Genomic DNA, 17,261 nt, shown 5'->3' with positions numbered 1-17,261 from the left:
AACCACAATCAAGCCTATCTGGTCATACCAGATGGTATGCGCTCATTTAGGAGAACGACATGCTCTATCAAAGTGAAACAATTCAAGTAAGCTGGCTGAAAGATGGCATTGCTGAACTGGTTTTCAATGCCCCCTCCGCTATTAATAAACTGGATACCAAAACTGTTGCATCTCTGGATAAGGCTGTCGCCAATCTGGAACAACAAACTGAATTAAAAGGCGTTTTATTACGCTCTGACAAAGCTGCATTTATTGTTGGTGCAGATATTACTGAATTTCTCTCTTTATTCGATGCACCTGTAGAAAAACTGCGAGAGTGGCTTGATTTCGCAAATAGCATTTTTAACCGGATAGAAGATTTACCCATCCCAACCATTTCAGCGATAAATGGTTATGCCCTTGGCGGCGGTTGTGAATGTGTTATGTCTACAGATTTCCGTATAGCCTCCCCCGATGTGCGCATTGGGCTGCCAGAAACCAAGCTTGGCATTATGCCTGGTTTCGGCGGCTCAGTTCGCCTTCCACGCCTTATCGGGACTGATAACGCACTGGATATCATCGCCGCAGGTAAAGACATTGGTGCAGAAGAAGCATTGAAAAACGGCCTGATTGATGCCGTTGTCCCTAGTGAAAAACTGATTAATTCTGCAGTATCAATGTTGGAACAAGCTATTGCAGGGAACCTTGATTGGAAAGCAGCACGCCAGCCAAAGTTAGAGCCCTTGAAACTCAATGAAGTTGAACGTGGCATGAGTTTTAGCGTGGCAAAAGGTATGGTGATGAAAGTTGCCGGCCCTCATTATCCAGCGCCTATTACCGCTGTTAAATCCATAGAAAAAGCCGCTACACTTGGCCGTGATAAAGCACTGGAAGTGGAAGCCGCCAACTTTATCCCTCTAGCGCAGACAGATGTTGCCCGTGCTTTGGTCGGTATTTTTCTTAATGACCAGCACATAAAAGGGCTGGCGAAAAAACATCTGAAAGAAGTTACAACACCTGAGTATGCCGCAGTTCTGGGCGCAGGGATTATGGGTGGTGGTATCGCCTATCAGTCTGCCCGTAAAGGGGTTCCTGTCATGATGAAAGACATCAATCAACAGGCCCTTGAATTAGGTATGAATGAAGCGGCAAAACTGCTGAACAAACAGTTTGAACGTGGCCGTCTTGACGCCATAAAAATGGCGCGAACCCTTTCTTCTATTCAACCTACATTAAATTATGCCGGTATCGGACAGGCTCAAATAGTGATTGAAGCAGTAGTAGAGAATCCTAAGATCAAAGCAGCTGTACTCTCCGAAACTGAAACTCTGGTTAATGAAGATTGTGTTCTGGCATCCAACACTTCAACAATTCCAATTTCAGAATTAGCTAAGTCCCTAAAACGCCCAGAAAATTTCTGTGGTATGCATTTCTTTAACCCAGTGCATCGTATGCCACTGGTTGAAGTGATCCGCGGTGAAAAAACCTCTGAAAAAACAATTTCAACTGTAGTTGCTTACGCCAGCAAAATAGGTAAAACACCTATTGTTGTTAACGACTGTCCGGGATTCTTTGTAAACCGGGTGCTGCTCCCTTATCTCCTTGGCTTCGGTATGTTGTTGCGTGACGGTGGTGATTTCCTCCAGATAGACAAAATTATGGAGAAGGAATTTGGCTGGCCAATGGGTCCCGCTTATCTTATTGATGTCATTGGTCTTGATACTGCATATCATTCTCAGTCAGTCATGGCTCAAGGGTTCCCAGATCGTATGCAGCGTGATTATAAAGATGCTATTGATCTTCTATATGAAAATCAACGCTACGGACAGAAAAACGGTATCGGTTTCTATAAGTACACACAGGATAAGAAAGGCAAACCGAAGAAAGAGCAGGACGAGCAAACTGATCAACTGTTGGCAACCATCTGCCAACCGAAGAATCATTTCTCTGGTGAAGAGATCATTGCCCGTACTATGATCCCAATGATCAACGAAGTTGTCCGCTGTTTGGAAGAAGGTGTCATTGCCAGCCCGGCAGAAGCGGATATGGCTCTGGTTTATGGTATTGGTTTCCCTCCGTTCCGCGGTGGTGTTTTCCGTTATCTGGAAACAATGGGAACAGCAAATTACGTTAAAATGGCTGAGAATTATGCTCACCTCGGTGCTCTTTATCAGGTACCACCTGGTTTGAAAGCCAAAGCTGAACGTAATGAAAGTTACTACCCTACAGCAGCAACGATTGCTGTCAGCACCGGAACAACAGCGTGAGGTCTGGAAACATGGAAAATGTAGTCATTATTGATGGCATCCGCACCCCAATGGGGCGCTCAAAAGGTGGTGCATTCCGTCAGGTCCGGGCTGAAGATCTCTCTGCTCACCTGATGAAAGAGATATTTAAACGTAATCCGGCAATACAAAAACACAAAGTAGATGATATCTACTGGGGCTGTGTTCAGCAGACTCTGGAGCAAGGATTCAACATTGCCCGTAATGCTGCATTACTGGCTGATATCCCTCACTCTGTGCCCGCTGTGACCGTTAACCGGCTGTGCGGCTCATCAATGCAGGCGCTGCATGATGGTGCCCGCATGATTATGACCGGAGAAGCCAATGTTACACTGATTGGTGGTGTAGAGCATATGGGTCATGTTCCGATGACTCATGGTGTGGATTTCCATCCTAAAATGAGCCTGAGTGTCGCCAAAGCCGCAGGGGTTATGGGCTTAACCGCCGAGATGCTGGCAAAGATTCACCATATCAGCCGTGAAATGCAGGATGAATTTGCACTTCGTTCTCACCAAAATGCAACACAAGCAACACAATCAGGTGCATTCTCCAATGAGATATCACCAATTTACGGTCATGATGCCGATGGCATACTAAAACTGTTTGATTACGATGAAGTTATCCGTCCAGATACCAATCTGAAAGATCTTGCAGCTCTGCGTCCAGTCTTCGATCCGATAACAGGATCGGTTACAGCAGGCAGCTCCTCTGCCTTATCCGATGGTGCATCTGCGATGCTGATAACCAGTGAAAGCTATGCTAAAAATCTGGGACTAAAACCTCGCGCCCGTATCCGCTCGATGGCTGCTGTTGGTTGTGATCCTTCCATTATGGGATATGGCCCTGTCCCTGCTACACAGAAAGCTCTCAAAAAAGCAGGTTTAGAGCTGGATGATATTGGCGTAATTGAACTAAACGAAGCATTTGCCGCTCAATCACTTGCCTGCATGAAAGGTCTGAATTTGCTGGATCGCATGGATGACAAGGTGAACCTTAACGGTGGAGCAATCGCTCTCGGGCACCCATTAGGCTGCTCAGGTGCTCGCATTACAACAACATTGTTGAATCTAATGGAGCGCCGCGATGTTCAGTTTGGGCTGGCAACCATGTGTATCGGTTTAGGCCAAGGTATTGCCACTATTATAGAAAGAATGGATTAAGAACCTATCTGTAAAGAAATATTATAACTGAGTCGTTGTTGCCGTAATTCCCGCCTGTCAGGGGCGGGTTTTTTTATTATTTTAAATGAATTCGAAAGCATCACTATACATGTTGTCAGCAGAAGCATCACGCTCATTGCAAAAGCGCTCACGAGCAATTTTTGCCATTTCAAATCGCCCTGCAATATAGATATCATGATTGGCTAAACTGCCAAAATCCTCTAATACCGCTTTGAGCACTGTTCCAGTACGCCCACACCAACCATTCTCCGACTGTTCAACAACCGGAACAACCACCAGATTAGGATAACGCTCTGTAAGTGATTGTAATTCAGCAAGCTCATATAAATGTTGTGATTCTCTGCCACCCCAATAAATAGAGATCTGGCGCTCAGGTTGTTCTTCCAACGCTGTCAGCAATATAGAACGGGTATAAGAAAAACCCGTCCCTCCCGCAATCAATAACAGCGGATTAGTGCTGCTCTGCCGGAACCAAGCCTTACCATGAGGGATATCAATATTGATCACTTTCTGATCCAGAATTTTATCCATCACAGCCATCGCATATAAATTCAGCTCAGAAGCACCAATATGCAGTTCAATAAACTTCTTTTCTGAAGGTGTTGATGCCATTGAAAACGGACGCTTATCTCTCTGATCCATCACCACCATCAGATACTGACCGGCGCGGAATGAGAACGGAGAATCGGGAAATAACCGTACCCGATAAACCGTCTCCGTAATAGCCTCTACAGAGGTTACTTTACAGCTCAGTGTTGTCATGCGTTCCCTCTTATGGTCCTAAAATATCTAATTCATCCCAAATCTTGTTGACGCGAGTACGCACTTCTTCATTCATCAAAATAGGGCGTCCCCATTCCCTCTGCGTCTCCCCCGGCCATTTGTTCGTTGCATCCATTCCCATTTTCGACCCTAATCCTGAGACTGGCGATGCAAAATCAAGATAATCGATTGGAGTATTCTCCATTAATACTGTATCTCTTGCCGGATCCATTCGTGTAGTTATTGCCCAAATGACATCATTCCAATCTCTGGCATTAATATCATCATCACAAACAATAACAAATTTTGTATACATAAATTGCCGCAGATACGACCAGACTCCCATCATGACCCGCTTGGCATGACCGGCGTACTGTTTCTTCATGGTCACGACGGCAAGACGATAGGAGCAACCTTCCGGCGGCAGATAAAAATCAACAATTTCAGGAAACTGCTTTTGTAAAATCGGTACTAACACTTCATTCAATGCAACCCCTAGCACAGCAGGTTCATCTGGCGGACGACCAGTATAAGTCGAATGATAAATAGCATCGTGACGCTGAGTAATATGCGTTACGGTGAACACCGGGAACATATCGATTTCATTATAATAACCCGTATGGTCACCATATGGCCCTTCTGGAGCTAATTCGCCAGGCTCAATATATCCCTCTAATATGATCTCAGCACTTGCTGGTACTTCCAGGTTATTTGAAAGACATTTCACAACTTCTGTTTTATACCCTCTTAATAACCCAGCAAATGCATATTCCGATAATGTGTCAGGAACTGGCGTCACAGCACCTAATATTGTTGCTGGATCGGCACCTAACGCAACAGCTACCGGGAAGCGTTCTCCTGGATGAGCCTGACACCATTCCTGAAAATCAAGGGCTCCACCGCGATGAGATAACCAACGCATGATGAGTTTATTTTTACCCAGCACCTGCTGGCGATAAATACCAAGATTTTGCCGCTCTTTATTCGGACCACGGGTTACTGTCAGCCCCCAAGTAATTAGCGGAGCAGCGTCTTCTGGCCAACAGTGCATTATAGGAAGACGGGTTAAGTCTACATTATCACCAGCCCAAACTTGCTCCTGACAAGGTGCACTATTAAGCCGTTTGGTCGGCATATTAAGGACTTGCTTAAATTTCGGTAGCTTCTCCACCAAGTCACGAAAACCTTTCGGAGGATCAGGCTCTTTCAAAAAAGCCAGTAACTTACCTACATCATGCAAAGCCTTAACATCTTTCTGCCCCATCCCCATAGCAACACGCTCAGTGGTACCAAACAAATTACACAATACAGGCATTGAATAACCTTTGGGATTTTCAAACAGTAAGGCAGGACCACCAGCGCGAAGGGTACGATCCGCAATTTCAGTCATCTCTAAATAAGGATCAACTTCGAGACTGATACGTTTCAACTCACCTTTCTGCTCCAACAAGGTCAGAAAATCTCTTAAGTCACGGTATTTCATACTATCCATTCATGCCGGTTTTTAAGGGGGAAGACATTATAAGCTATCCCACTCAGCTTTTTTATGTTTTTATCGCAAGACTACAAACTAAACCAATAACTTACTAAAAAGCAATGGGTTTAATTCAACCTTGCGACCTCAAAGTCAAATACAACGCAATGGGACCCAATTAGCTAATACTTTGGTATCAAACTGCTCAGGAAAAAATTTATTGTGTTGGAATATTTTAAACCCTTCATTCTTACCACTAAAATAACGCAGTTCTTCACCATCAATATGTAAACCACTACCTTCACGTAATGCAATCACTATCTCTTCTGGGTTCATTGCACAGAATTCAGCCAAACGTTCATCACGAGTTTCCCCCATATGTCCACTAATATGGCGATCAATATAGTGAGGGTTAATTTGTACAGGGAACAATCCGATGGATGGTATGACAACAGCGTTACAGACAGGCATATCGTTAGTAGTACGAATACTTGGAGTTGCCACATTGCAACCCGCACTCCAACCAACATACGGAATATTACGTTCACGCACTGCGCGCTGGATCGGTACAATCAAACCGTTTTCATGTAATAGCTGATTCAGTAACCAAGTATTTCCGCCACTAACCAAAATACATTCCGCATTCTCAATCGCCTGAACAGGAGAATTAAAACGTTCAATATTTGTTACCCTTATTCCTAAAGCTTCTCCTAGCTCTTTAGCACGCTGCTCATGATCACCTCGAATAACCGCATATGCAATCAATACAGCAGAACAAATATCGTGTTTCTCAATCATTACATCTAACCGCTCTTTGGCATAACTCAACCAATTCGGATTACCTGAAAGTTTGCCATTACTCAGCAGAAATACTTCCATCTTTCTTTTCCTTATATTAATTGCAGACAGAATCACCAGCATTATATTGATCGCTTTGCCCGTGGTTTACCATGATATTACTCACAGCTTTTTTACTAAGAAACGCAGTATCTACTCATAACAATAAATATCTATCATCAAACAATTATCACTGAGATAATTCCTGTAATGCCCTTTCCTATTTTGCTATGCTTAATAGTCATTGGATCAAGGTTAAATAAACATGGAAAACTGGTACCTCATCTACTGTAAGCGTGGGCAAATTTCACGAGCAATAGAAAATCTGGAACGACAGGATGTTGCCTGCCTGACTCCTACCGCAAAAATTGAAAAAATCACTCGCGGTAAACGTACTGTGAATACAGAACCCCTTTTTCCTAATTACCTATTTGTTCAGTTTGACCCAGAAGTTATTCATACCACGACTATCAATTCAACACGCGGCGTTAGCCATTTTGTTCGTTTTGGTATACGCCCAGCTATCGTACCGGACGCGCTTATTAATGAAATCATGTCTGCAACAGAGCAAGAATATGTATCACCAGATACACCAGTGACCGGTGATACAGTATTAATCACTGAAGGGATATTTGAAGGATTACAGGCTATCTACAATGAGCCTGATGGAGAAACCCGCTCTATTCTATTACTGAATATTCTGAATAAACAATTACCTAAAGCGCTTGATAACAAACAGTTTGTAAAACTTTAATCAGACAAAAAACGGGCAGAATTCACATTCACCCGTTTTTAATCAAATATTAAAACCTCTGATCATATAACTGTTGAGCAACCTGTTTTGCGAAATATGTCAATACGCCATCCGCTCCTGCGCGTTTGAAACATAACAGGGATTCCATAATTACTGACTCCGGTAACCAACCATTCTGGATCGCAGCCATGTGCATGGCATATTCGCCAGAGACCTGATAAGCAAAGGTCGGTACACCAAAGGTGTCTTTTACCCGGCGGATCACATCCAGGTAAGGCATACCCGGTTTAACCATTACAGTATCGGCACCTTCTTGCAAATCCTGTGCAATCTCCTGCAATGCTTCATCACTGTTAGCCGGGTCCATCTGATAGGTTTTTTTATTACCCCCTTTCAGATGACTACTTGAACCGATCGCATCACGGAATGGGCCATAATATCCCGAAGCATACTTAGCAGAATAGGCCATAATCTGAGTATTTACATGGCCTTCCACTTCAAACAACTCGCGGATTGCACCAATACGTCCATCCATCATATCGCTCGGTGCAACAATCTCAGCCCCAGCTTCTGCATGCGACAGAGCCTGTTTGACCAAAATTTCTTTGGTTACATCATTAATCACGTAACCATCATGATCGATGATCCCATCCTGACCATGTGTAGTGAATGGATCTAATGCTACATCAGTCAGTAATCCCAATTCAGGAACAGCATTCTTCAGCGCACGAACCGTGCGTTGAACCAGTCCATCAGGACTATAAGCTTCTTTCGCATCCAAAGATTTTTTATCTACTTCAATAACAGGGAACAGAGACAAAACAGGAATACCCAGTCGGGCAATCTCTTCAGCTTCTTTCAGCAAAAGATCCATTGTCAGACGATACACTCCTTGCATAGAAGGTACTTCTTGACGACAGTTAGTGCCTTCCATCACAAACACCGGATAGATTAAATCATTAACAGTTAATTGATTTTCAGCAACCAGACGACGGGAAAAATCATGGCAGCGCATTCGGCGCATACGGCGACCAGGGAAAGTTCCTGGAAATGCATAGCTCATATAGCTCTCCTAACTCAAACCCAGCGCATAGACGCTGGGTTAATTAATATGCTATCACTTTGAGTTAATTATCTTAGCACTACAGAACAACATGTTAAGATTACTATTATCACCTTTCCGTATTCGCTTCTGATGTTTGCTCTTCTTCTGAACGATCTCCCAGTTTGCGCTGTCCGGTGTAGAAACGGGAAAGCAAAATCCCCAATTCGAACAGCAGATACATAGGAATAGCGAGTAAGGTTTGTGAGAAAACATCCGGCGGCGTCAATAACATGCCAACAACAAAAGCACCTACCAAAATATACGGCCGCTTTTTCTTCAGGGATTCGGGTGTAACTACCCCACTCCAGCACAACAAAATAATGGCAACCGGGACTTCAAAAGAGACGCCAAAAGCCATAAACAATGCCATGACAAAGCTCAGATAATTACTAATATCCGTTGCAATCAAAACCCCTACAGGAGCTGTCTTAGCAAAGAACCCAAAAGCAATCGGAAATACAACAAAGTAAGCAAATGCCATCCCCAAATAGAACAGCAGGCTACTGGAAACGAGCAGAGGGATCATCAAGCGACGTTCATGCTTATACAACGCGGGTGCAATAAATGCCCATACCTGATAGAGAACCATAGGTGCAGATACGAATATAGACACCATAATGGTTAGCTTTATTGGTGTAAAAAAGGGAGAGGCAACATCCGTCGCTATCATACTGGCACCTTGAGGCAATTGTTTAATCAAAGGTGCAGAGATCATCTGATAGATATCGTTAGAAAAATAGACCAATGCTAAAAAAACCACTAATACAGTAAGTAAACTGTTTAGAATTCGCTTACGCAGTTCAATAAGGTGACTGATAAGTGGTTGAGTATCATCAACAGCCATGTTTTCGTGTTCACCATTAACTTAATCAGAAGTTTTTTTCTTCGTTTCAGAAACCGCTTTATCATCCACCGGAGAAGATGATATAGGCGAAGCCACAATCTGAGACGCTGCTGGCTTTTGAGCCACTTCATCTGTTTCTGATGCTTTCACATTCCCTGCATCAGGCTCATTTTGGTATGCCTTTTTCAAAGACTCAGCCGCTTCTTTTAGCTCATCCATCGAAGCTTTCAATTCCGGGGACAAATTTTGTAGCCCCGCCTCTTCTTCGACTTTTTTCAGACTCTCCTGGAGCTCTTGCAATTTAAGCTCCTGAGCAAGCTCATTTTGGACGTTAGCAGCTAAAGAGCGTAATGCTCTGATCCAGCCGGCAACCGTTTTGACTGCCACAGGTAACCGTTCTGGCCCCAGAACCACTAAGCCAATGACCATAACCAACAGCAGTTCACTAAAACCAATGTCAAACACGGTTTATACCTGCTCTTTGTTTTTGCTCTCAGATGATTCAGATTGAGCTGCTGATTGCTTTTCAGCAATGTTTTTAGTCTCAAAATCAGCATCATTACTGGTTTTCTGAGCTTGCTGAGGCGGATTATCATCCCCTATCGCTTTTTTAAAACCTTTAATAGACGCTCCCAAATCAGACCCCAGAGTACGGAGTTTGTTTGTGCCGAATAACAGTACTACGATGACAGCAATGATGAGTAATTGCCAAATACTTATACCGCCCATTCTGGTTTACCTCTTTAACAGGGATGATCATTGATAGCTCATTATACGACGAACTATATATTCGAAAATACCGAAGATAAATTTTACTTTGTTTTACTTAACTGACACCAGCCAAACAGCCATGAGACGACACCCGCACCCATAAACAACCAAGGAATATTGACTAAGCCAGACAACAAAAACAAACTCCCACAAAGAAACAATGTCGCACCAACACCGAGCAAATACTGCGACTGTCGCTGTTTTGTCTGCTGCCCTTTTAACTGATCTGATAGCTTCCCAATGTTGGCTTGCAAATGTTTATGCTGTTGAAGACTGTCATACACTAATTCAGGTAGTTCCGGCAACTTTTCTGCCCAATAAGGCGCTTTTTCTTTCAGCGCCCGAATAATAGCCGGCAATCCAACCTGGCTATGTAACCACTCCTCCAGAAATGGTTTTGCTGTTTTCCACAAATCAAGCTGTGGATAGAGCTGTCGTCCTAACCCTTCTACATACAAAAGCGTCTTTTGCAGAAGCACTAACTGAGGCTGTACTGCCATATTAAAACGGCGGGCAGTATTAAATAGATTCAGAAGAACATGACCAAACGAAATTTCCGCCAGTGGCTTCTCAAATATTGGCTCACAGACTGTACGGATTGCAAATTCAAAGTCTTCAACATTAGTATCACTGGGAACCCAACCTGAATCCACATGAAGTTCGGCAACTTTCCGGTAATCACGATTAAAGAAAGCGATAAAATTTTCCGCCAGATAACGTTTATCATCTTTATTAAGCGAACCAACAATACCGTAATCAATGCCAATATAAAACGGATCTTCAGGATGTTCATAGCTGATAAAAATATTTCCCGGATGCATATCCGCATGGAAAAAACTGTCACGAAAGACCTGAGTAAAAAAGACCTGTACTCCCCGTTCAGCCAGCAATTTCATATTGGTATTCTGCGCTTCCAGAGCTTCAATATCAGAAACCGGGATACCATACACCCGCTCCATCACCAAAACATTTTCACGGCAATAATCAGAATAAATTTCCGGTACATAAAGCATTGAGCTGTTTTCGAAATTACGGCGAAGCTGAATTGCATTAGCGGCTTCACGCAGTAAATTCAGCTCATCAATCAACGTCTTTTCGTATTCCCGCACCACTTCACGAGGGCGTAAACGACGTCCATCAGGCAACAACATAGGTACCCAATTAGCCAGGCGGTACATTAACCGAATATCCGCTTTGATAATCGGCAGAATATCAGGACGGATGACTTTGATAACAATTTCCTGGCCATTCTCTTTTAACCGGGCAGTATGTACCTGCGCAATTGAAGCAGAGGCCAAAGCTACAGGTTCAAAATTATCAAACCAAGTTTCCAGCGTCCCCCCTAAAGAGGCTTCAATATATTGACGAGCCAGAGCACCGTCGAAAGAGGCAACCCGGTCTTGCAACAATGCCAGTTGATCAGCTATTGCCGGAGGAAAAAGATCACGCCGTGTTGAAAGCATCTGTCCAAATTTAATCCAGACAGGCCCTAACTCCTGTAAGGCAAGTCGCAACCTCTCCCCGAGCGATTTATCCTTATGTTTATTCGGGATCCAAAACAACAAATGACGTCCAAAACGCAGAGGCCAGGTCAAACGAATTCGAGGAATCAACTCATCCAATCCGTAAGAAAGAAAAACCCGTATGATCAAATAAAGGCGCCTTAATTCACCTGGAGTCATATTTTTCCTCTAATACTGCCAATCGTTGTTCTATTTGACTGATATCTTTAGTCAACACACTGACTTCTTCGCTGAAATAAGCCACTTCAAGCGCATTTGGCGCCAGTTTCCATTCCTCCGTTAATGTTTCCACCAGATAATTTTTCTGACATTCTATTGAGCCGGAAACAAACTGAAATCCTTTTTTAATGGCCTGGCTGATACCTTCAGCAGCGATATCTCCGAAATAAGGGGAAAGATAATGGGCCAAATCCCATTCAACCATATCCAACAAAGCAGACCATTGCTGAATAACCTGCATATCCCCTTCAATAACCATTTCACCGCTATTGAGCAACCTGGAAATTTGTTGGCGATCCCGTAACTTAAGCAAAGCAGTAAAGTTAGTTTTAACCGTGCAATCGGCAGCTTCAGCCCATTGACTTAATACATCCACTTGTTTTTCACTGAATATTAATGTGAATGGTGTATTCATTTCTTGCAATTCAATCGACAAAACTTTGCCCACCAGCCGCATACGAGCAGGTCTTAATACAGGTTCGCGGTACAACAGGTGATTCAACGATCTTTCCATCACCGCGGTTAAAACCGGCATAAGTGTGGAATTAATGGCTGTACTCAGTGATGGTTTTTCCATCTCAGAATTTAAAACCTCTGTGTAGTGCAACAATACCACCGGTCATATTGGTATAAGTCACCTGTTCAAAACCCGCATTTTCCATCATGGTCTTAAGTGTTTCCTGATCAGGATGCATACGGATAGATTCCGCCAGGTAACGATAACTGTCAGCATCCTGCACAAAAACCTGACCAATTTTTGGCAGTACATGGAAAGAGTATGCATCATAAGCTTTGCTTAATGGTGCAAGCAACGGTTTAGAGAACTCAAGCACCAATAAGCGCCCACCCGGTTTCAAAACCCGAAACATAGAACGCAGGGCTTTTTCTTTTTCAGTTACGTTACGCAAACCGAAAGAGATAGTGATGCAATTAAAATAGTTATCAGGGAAAGGCAACGCTTCCGCATTAGCCTGCACATAGTTGACATTACCAACAATACCGGTATCACGTAATTTCTCACGCCCAACCTTCAACATAGACTCATTGATATCAGCAAGAACAACGTCACCCTTTTCACCAACTATACGGGAAAACTTGGCTGCCAGATCTCCAGTACCGCCAGCTAAATCAAGGACTCTCTGGCCCCGGCGAACACCACTGGCATTAATAGCCATACGTTTCCAAATACGATGAATGCCAAACGACATCAAATCATTCATTAAATCGTATTTTGCCGCAACCGAATGAAATACTTCGGCTACCATACCTTCTTTTTCATCTTTGCCTACGGTGCGGAAACCAAAATGTGTGGTTTGTTTCGTTTGGTCTACCATGTTATCTGCCCGTTTTTTATTCAAACTGTTATAAAAGTGTATCAGCCTTTCAGATAAAACCCTATCCTGGCGTTAATCATTAGCACAGGATGGTTGGTTGGCTTTATTAGCCAATTCGGGATCAATCGAACGTTTCACCTCAACCCCTAACTTACGAAACCCCTCAGCCTGGCTTATCAGATTACCACGCCCCTCTGCGAGCTTGTTCATTGCCAGCCGATAATTAATCTGAGCTTTATCCAGGCTTTGCCCTAAGCCTTGCATATCATCAACAAACAAACGCATCTTATCGTACATACGCGATGCCTTATCCGCAATTAAACGCGCATTCTGGCTTTGATATTCATAGCGCCACAAGTTATTGATAGTACGCACAGCAACTAATAATGTTGATGGGCTAACCAGCATAATATTGTGTTTAAGTGCCTCATCAAGCAGCTCAGGCGCCCTGTTGAGTGCAACCAAATAAGCAGGTTCAACCGGAATAAACATCAGTACATAATCCAGCGATTTCAACCCGGGCAACTGCTGGTAATCTTTGCGGCTCAAGCCACGAATATGACCTTTAATTGAGCTAATATGCTCCTGAAGAGCTAATTCCCGCTGGTGCTGATCTTCACTATTAAAATAACGCTCATAAGCGACCAGCGACATTTTGGCATCAATCACCACATCTTTCCCTTGCGGCAAATGAACAATAACATCGGGTTGGAAACGGCTGTTACCCTCTGCCTTGATATTCACTTGAGTGCGAAATTCATGTCCTTCCCGTAAACCAGAAGCTTCCAGAATACGAGCTAGCACCACTTCCCCCCAATCTCCCTGAATTTTGTTGTCACCTTTAAGTGCATTAGTCAGATTGATTGCTTCTTTCGCCATTTGAACATTCAGTTGCTGCAAGTTACGGATTTCATGTGCAAGAGTATGCCGTTCACGAGCTTCCTGACCAAAACTCTCCTGTACCTGACGGCGAAAACCATCAAGTTGTTCACGGAATGGAGCCAGAAGACTATTGAGACTCTGCCGGTTCTGTTCGTCAGTACGACGACCTGTTTGTTCAAAAATACGGTTAGCCAGATTTTCAAACTGGGTATTCAGGCGTAGTTCACTGTTGATCAATAACCGCTGTTTCTCTTCGGCAGCAAGACGGCTCTCTTCCAGACGTGTAGTCACTTCCCTCAACTCAGATTCTTGCACGTTATTGACTTCTCTCTGAGCCCGTAATTCTTGGTTAAGTTGCTCACATTCAGCCCGCCAATAAACAGACTGCTCAAGTTTTTCATTGGCAACTGCAAGCTGACTGCTCAGTTCCCGTAACTCCAGTTCTTGCTGCTGAATACGTTGATGAATGGAGAGCCAAACGAGAGCCCCACCGCCCAACAGGCCACCAAGAACGCCAATCAACGTATATAACAACTGGATATCCACCTGTATTTCCTCTGTTACATTCTTCGACCAGTTAAGTTAAATTAACACTGTATAGATGTCCAGATTGATTTACACAAGTGTCTCAGCCTGCGAAGCCGCTCTCAATTAACTTATCCATTGAGCTAACCATTGCAAACCAAAAGCGCCCGGAGCTAATACCCCAAAAGACCAAATAAGTGCGGAACAGATATTGGCAATCTGGAAGTAACGCAACGGCATGGTACAAATACCTGCCACCAATGGCACAATTGCACGGAATGGCCCAAAAAACCGACCAAGGAAAATGCTCCAAATGCCCCAGCGCTCAAAGAAATTATGCGCTCGTGTCAGCAATTGTGGTTTACGGGAAATCGGCCAGATTTTACCAACATCACCTTTAAAATGCGCACCGGCGATATAGGATACCCAATCGCCCAAAAAGGCCCCTACCGCCGCAGCCAACCAGATTGGCCAGAAATTAAGGCCACTTTCACCTATTAATGCACCTAACCCAAGCAGTATGATCGTTGCAGGCAATAACAAGGAGAAAAAAGCCAGAGATTCACCAAAAGCAAGTAAGAAAACAATCGGCATGATCCAGGTATCGTGTGCTTTAACAAAAGCGATTACCAACTCAACTATTTCATGAAGGCTCAAATTCAAATTCCTGTATTGATTAATACCACATTCAATTTAACCACTGTTGTATTAACCAGAATTAAACCAACTTCTTATTCAAGGAAATAACCTTGTAATTTCTGACGGACAGAAAAATCAAGGCCAAGATCTTTCTCCAACCATACATCTACACTGCCATAATTCTGGTTAATACTGTTTAGTGCCGCCATTAAAAACTCTTCTCTGACGGAATAGACATAAGCGAATTTCTCAACTATATCATCACTCATGGTTTTCGCGTGTTCATTTAACAAATACTCACGGTAAGGTGCCAGCGTGGCGTTCGTCACCAAATAATCTTCCATTACCGTATCTAAATCAGCTCCCAGTGCAAACAACACTAGTGCAGAACCCACACCCGTTCTGTCTTTACCTACCGCACAATGTTGTACTATCCCGCCCTTTTCCGGCTGTTGCAGCAATTTAACTAATATCTTATAAGCCTCATTTTTCAAAGGCAGTAATTTATAAAGACGGAACATAAATGACTGCGGATCAAATTGTTCCAACATCTCTGATGTCAGTTTTTCCAGATTCGCATTCACTTCCTTGGATAATGGATTGGCAGGAGCATGATGATAATTAGCCCCATTCCATACCTGATCAGGCTTATCTTCTATTTCACCTATGTCACGATAATCTATGATTTGAAAGAGGTTTTTATTTGTCAGGAAAGATTGGTCTTTTTCTGTTAAGCGATCCAAAGCGCCAGAGCGAAAAAGTAAACCTGATTTAATTTTCCCACCACTGGCTACCGTTTTACCACCAAAATCACGAAAATTAATCCCGCCATGAAGGGGAAGTACAGATGGGTGCAATAAAGATGTAGTAATCATGATGACTCTTAATTAGTTGTAAATTTTAAAACACTAACAGATTTCTGCTTAAAAGAAGAGTGAGCCGGAATATTCCGGCCCAAAAAGTATTATTTACAACAAACGACGAGCAGCTTCGACCACGATCCCTAATGCGTTACTTTCTGTTTTCTTAAGTAGCTCAACATCAGGAATTTCCTGCTGAGTACGGTTAACAATGACACCGGCAACCATACCTGCACGCAGCCCCTGGCTTGCACACATAGTCAACAAAGTTGCAGACTCCATTTCATAGTTCATGACGCCCATCGCCTGCCATTCAGCCATTGAGCCTTTAAAACGGCTCACAACACGGCCAGAATAGGTATCGTAGCGTTCCTGACCAGGGTAGAAAGTATCGGAAGAGGCCGTTACACCCACATGGGTCGTTGCACCGGAATCTTTTGCCGCTTCATACAGTGCAGTGGTACAGTCAAAATCGGCAACCGCCGGGAATTCCATCGGAGCAAAATGCAAGCTGGCGCCATCCAAACGAACAGCAGCCGTGGTTACCAGCACATCCCCAACATTGATATTTTCTTGGATTGCACCTGTTGTCCCAATACGCAGGAAAGTACCAACCCCCAATTGTGCTAATTCTTCAACAGCAATGGATGTTGACGGGCCACCAATGCCCGTAGAGCATACAATAACTGCTTTACCATCAATTTCTGCACGCCACGACGTGAATTCACGCAAAGAAGCAAGATGAACTGGATTATCCATCAATCTTGCAATTTTTTCCACACGTTTCGGATCACCCGGAACAATAGCTAAAGTTGCGCCTTGTAGGTCGCTTTTGGTCAGACCTAAGTGAAATACATCAGACATATCAGACTCCTCAAAGGGAAGAATTTATAACGAAATTGGTTGAAATCTACTGTATTGAGCATTTAGACATCTTTTAGTGATAAATATCACTTCAAAGTAAGATAAAAAAGAAAAACGTACATTATTTTGAGATATAAATCACAAAATAATCGTAAAATGAGTAAAAATAAGCGAACTATTATAAAGAAAAAAATTAACACATGCCTAAATAGTAATCACAAACTCGAAAATAAAGAACTGGACGTTTCTTTTCTGCCATAAGCTAAACTGAATACGCTCATATATGGAACAAACAGCAAATTGTTTAATTATATTTATGATTTAAACAATACCGGGAACAGTATATATCCAAATGGCTAACTTGATTTATTCATTGTCAAGACGAAAAACAAATAATTATCTCATCGAAACTTTCTATCCAGA

Annotated in this window: 17 protein-coding genes; 3 read left to right on the top strand and 14 right to left on the bottom strand. The window is 43.1% G+C overall.

Going from position 1 to position 17,261, the window contains the following annotated elements; all coding sequences use genetic code 11:
* Window positions 1–59 precede the first annotated feature (59 nt).
* Both fadB and fadA read left to right on the top strand, forming a co-directional pair.
* The gene (gene fadB, locus VY86_RS10980; protein WP_046974971.1) at window positions 60–2,246 is read left to right on the top strand and encodes a fatty acid oxidation complex subunit alpha FadB; all 2,187 of its coding nucleotides are present in this window, start codon (window positions 60–62) and stop codon (window positions 2,244–2,246) included.
* 11 nt (window positions 2,247–2,257) lie between these two features.
* Window positions 2,258–3,424, top strand: a complete 1,167-nt coding sequence (gene fadA / locus VY86_RS10975) for an acetyl-CoA C-acyltransferase FadA (protein ID WP_046974970.1) — start codon at window positions 2,258–2,260, stop codon at window positions 3,422–3,424.
* A gap of 81 nt (window positions 3,425–3,505) precedes the next feature.
* Here the strand turns inward: fadA and fre are convergent, their stop codons facing one another.
* From fre to pepE, 3 genes are all read right to left on the bottom strand, one after another.
* The gene (fre, locus tag VY86_RS10970) at window positions 3,506–4,207 is read right to left on the bottom strand and encodes an NAD(P)H-flavin reductase (protein WP_046974969.1); all 702 of its coding nucleotides are present in this window, start codon (window positions 4,205–4,207) and stop codon (window positions 3,506–3,508) included.
* A 10-nt stretch (window positions 4,208–4,217) separates the two neighbouring features.
* Window positions 4,218–5,690, bottom strand: coding sequence for a 4-hydroxy-3-polyprenylbenzoate decarboxylase (gene ubiD / locus VY86_RS10965; RefSeq protein WP_046974968.1), 1,473 nt, complete (start codon window positions 5,688–5,690; stop codon window positions 4,218–4,220).
* Window positions 5,691–5,834: 144 nt separating this feature from the next.
* Entirely contained in the window at window positions 5,835–6,560 is a 726-nt protein-coding gene (gene pepE / locus VY86_RS10960; protein ID WP_046974967.1) for a dipeptidase PepE, read from the bottom strand.
* A gap of 223 nt (window positions 6,561–6,783) precedes the next feature.
* Here pepE and rfaH point away from each other — a divergent pair, with 223 nt between their 5' ends.
* Window positions 6,784–7,272 carry a transcription/translation regulatory transformer protein RfaH gene (rfaH, locus tag VY86_RS10955; RefSeq protein ID WP_021325892.1) on the top strand — a complete coding sequence of 163 codons (489 nt, stop codon included), beginning with the start codon at window positions 6,784–6,786 and terminating at the stop codon, window positions 7,270–7,272.
* A gap of 49 nt (window positions 7,273–7,321) precedes the next feature.
* On the opposite strand, the gene hemB is transcribed toward rfaH, so the two are convergent.
* From hemB to udp, 11 genes are all read right to left on the bottom strand, one after another.
* On the bottom strand, window positions 7,322–8,335 hold the full coding sequence (gene hemB / locus VY86_RS10950) for a porphobilinogen synthase (protein WP_046974966.1): 1,014 nt from the start codon (window positions 8,333–8,335) through the stop codon (window positions 7,322–7,324).
* A 109-nt stretch (window positions 8,336–8,444) separates the two neighbouring features.
* The gene (gene tatC / locus VY86_RS10945; protein ID WP_036846657.1) at window positions 8,445–9,221 is read right to left on the bottom strand and encodes a Sec-independent protein translocase subunit TatC; all 777 of its coding nucleotides are present in this window, start codon (window positions 9,219–9,221) and stop codon (window positions 8,445–8,447) included.
* 21 nt (window positions 9,222–9,242) lie between these two features.
* Complete coding sequence (tatB, locus tag VY86_RS10940; protein ID WP_046974965.1) at window positions 9,243–9,686, bottom strand: Sec-independent protein translocase protein TatB; 444 nt, start codon at window positions 9,684–9,686, stop codon at window positions 9,243–9,245.
* A 3-nt stretch (window positions 9,687–9,689) separates the two neighbouring features.
* Window positions 9,690–9,950, bottom strand: a complete 261-nt coding sequence (gene tatA / locus VY86_RS10935) for a Sec-independent protein translocase subunit TatA (protein WP_021325746.1) — start codon at window positions 9,948–9,950, stop codon at window positions 9,690–9,692.
* A gap of 83 nt (window positions 9,951–10,033) precedes the next feature.
* Complete coding sequence (ubiB, locus tag VY86_RS10930; protein WP_046974964.1) at window positions 10,034–11,674, bottom strand: ubiquinone biosynthesis regulatory protein kinase UbiB; 1,641 nt, start codon at window positions 11,672–11,674, stop codon at window positions 10,034–10,036.
* On the bottom strand, window positions 11,661–12,311 hold the full coding sequence (gene ubiJ, locus VY86_RS10925) for a ubiquinone biosynthesis protein UbiJ (protein ID WP_046974963.1): 651 nt from the start codon (window positions 12,309–12,311) through the stop codon (window positions 11,661–11,663). The genes ubiB and ubiJ overlap by 14 nt, the downstream gene beginning before the upstream one ends.
* A gap of 1 nt (window position 12,312) precedes the next feature.
* Complete coding sequence (gene ubiE / locus VY86_RS10920) at window positions 12,313–13,068, bottom strand: bifunctional demethylmenaquinone methyltransferase/2-methoxy-6-polyprenyl-1,4-benzoquinol methylase UbiE (RefSeq protein ID WP_046974962.1); 756 nt, start codon at window positions 13,066–13,068, stop codon at window positions 12,313–12,315.
* 72 nt (window positions 13,069–13,140) lie between these two features.
* Entirely contained in the window at window positions 13,141–14,451 is a 1,311-nt protein-coding gene (gene rmuC / locus VY86_RS10915; RefSeq protein WP_387695339.1) for a DNA recombination protein RmuC, read from the bottom strand.
* A 150-nt stretch (window positions 14,452–14,601) separates the two neighbouring features.
* Entirely contained in the window at window positions 14,602–15,132 is a 531-nt protein-coding gene (locus tag VY86_RS10910; protein ID WP_046974960.1) for a DedA family protein, read from the bottom strand.
* Between the two features lie 74 nt (window positions 15,133–15,206).
* On the bottom strand, window positions 15,207–15,989 hold the full coding sequence (locus VY86_RS10905) for a tyrosine-protein phosphatase (RefSeq protein ID WP_046974959.1): 783 nt from the start codon (window positions 15,987–15,989) through the stop codon (window positions 15,207–15,209).
* 93 nt (window positions 15,990–16,082) lie between these two features.
* Entirely contained in the window at window positions 16,083–16,838 is a 756-nt protein-coding gene (udp, locus tag VY86_RS10900) for a uridine phosphorylase (RefSeq protein ID WP_046974958.1), read from the bottom strand.
* Window positions 16,839–17,261 lie beyond the last annotated feature (423 nt).

The organism is Photorhabdus thracensis, from assembly GCF_001010285.1.
GTDB lineage: Bacteria > Pseudomonadota > Gammaproteobacteria > Enterobacterales > Enterobacteriaceae > Photorhabdus > Photorhabdus temperata.
The sequence above is the reverse complement of the archived record's forward strand: the minus strand, read 5'-3'. Positions and strand labels throughout refer to the sequence as shown.

What these genes read in the sequence shown, in the direction of transcription:
- fadB (WP_046974971.1), top strand. Translation starts at nt 60, where the DNA reads ATGCTCTATCAAAGTGAAACAATTCAAGTAAGCTGGCTGAAAGATGGC.
- fadA (WP_046974970.1), top strand. Translation starts at nt 2,258, where the DNA reads ATGGAAAATGTAGTCATTATTGATGGCATCCGCACCCCAATGGGGCGC.
- fre (WP_046974969.1), bottom strand. Translation starts at nt 4,207, where the DNA reads ATGACAACACTGAGCTGTAAAGTAACCTCTGTAGAGGCTATTACGGAG.
- ubiD (WP_046974968.1), bottom strand. Translation starts at nt 5,690, where the DNA reads ATGAAATACCGTGACTTAAGAGATTTTCTGACCTTGTTGGAGCAGAAA.
- pepE (WP_046974967.1), bottom strand. Translation starts at nt 6,560, where the DNA reads ATGGAAGTATTTCTGCTGAGTAATGGCAAACTTTCAGGTAATCCGAAT.
- rfaH (WP_021325892.1), top strand. Translation starts at nt 6,784, where the DNA reads ATGGAAAACTGGTACCTCATCTACTGTAAGCGTGGGCAAATTTCACGA.
- hemB (WP_046974966.1), bottom strand. Translation starts at nt 8,335, where the DNA reads ATGAGCTATGCATTTCCAGGAACTTTCCCTGGTCGCCGTATGCGCCGA.
- tatC (WP_036846657.1), bottom strand. Translation starts at nt 9,221, where the DNA reads ATGGCTGTTGATGATACTCAACCACTTATCAGTCACCTTATTGAACTG.
- tatA (WP_021325746.1), bottom strand. Translation starts at nt 9,950, where the DNA reads ATGGGCGGTATAAGTATTTGGCAATTACTCATCATTGCTGTCATCGTA.
- ubiB (WP_046974964.1), bottom strand. Translation starts at nt 11,674, where the DNA reads ATGACTCCAGGTGAATTAAGGCGCCTTTATTTGATCATACGGGTTTTT.
- ubiJ (WP_046974963.1), bottom strand. Translation starts at nt 12,311, where the DNA reads ATGGAAAAACCATCACTGAGTACAGCCATTAATTCCACACTTATGCCG.
- ubiE (WP_046974962.1), bottom strand. Translation starts at nt 13,068, where the DNA reads ATGGTAGACCAAACGAAACAAACCACACATTTTGGTTTCCGCACCGTA.
- VY86_RS10905 (WP_046974959.1), bottom strand. Translation starts at nt 15,989, where the DNA reads ATGATTACTACATCTTTATTGCACCCATCTGTACTTCCCCTTCATGGC.
- udp (WP_046974958.1), bottom strand. Translation starts at nt 16,838, where the DNA reads ATGTCTGATGTATTTCACTTAGGTCTGACCAAAAGCGACCTACAAGGC.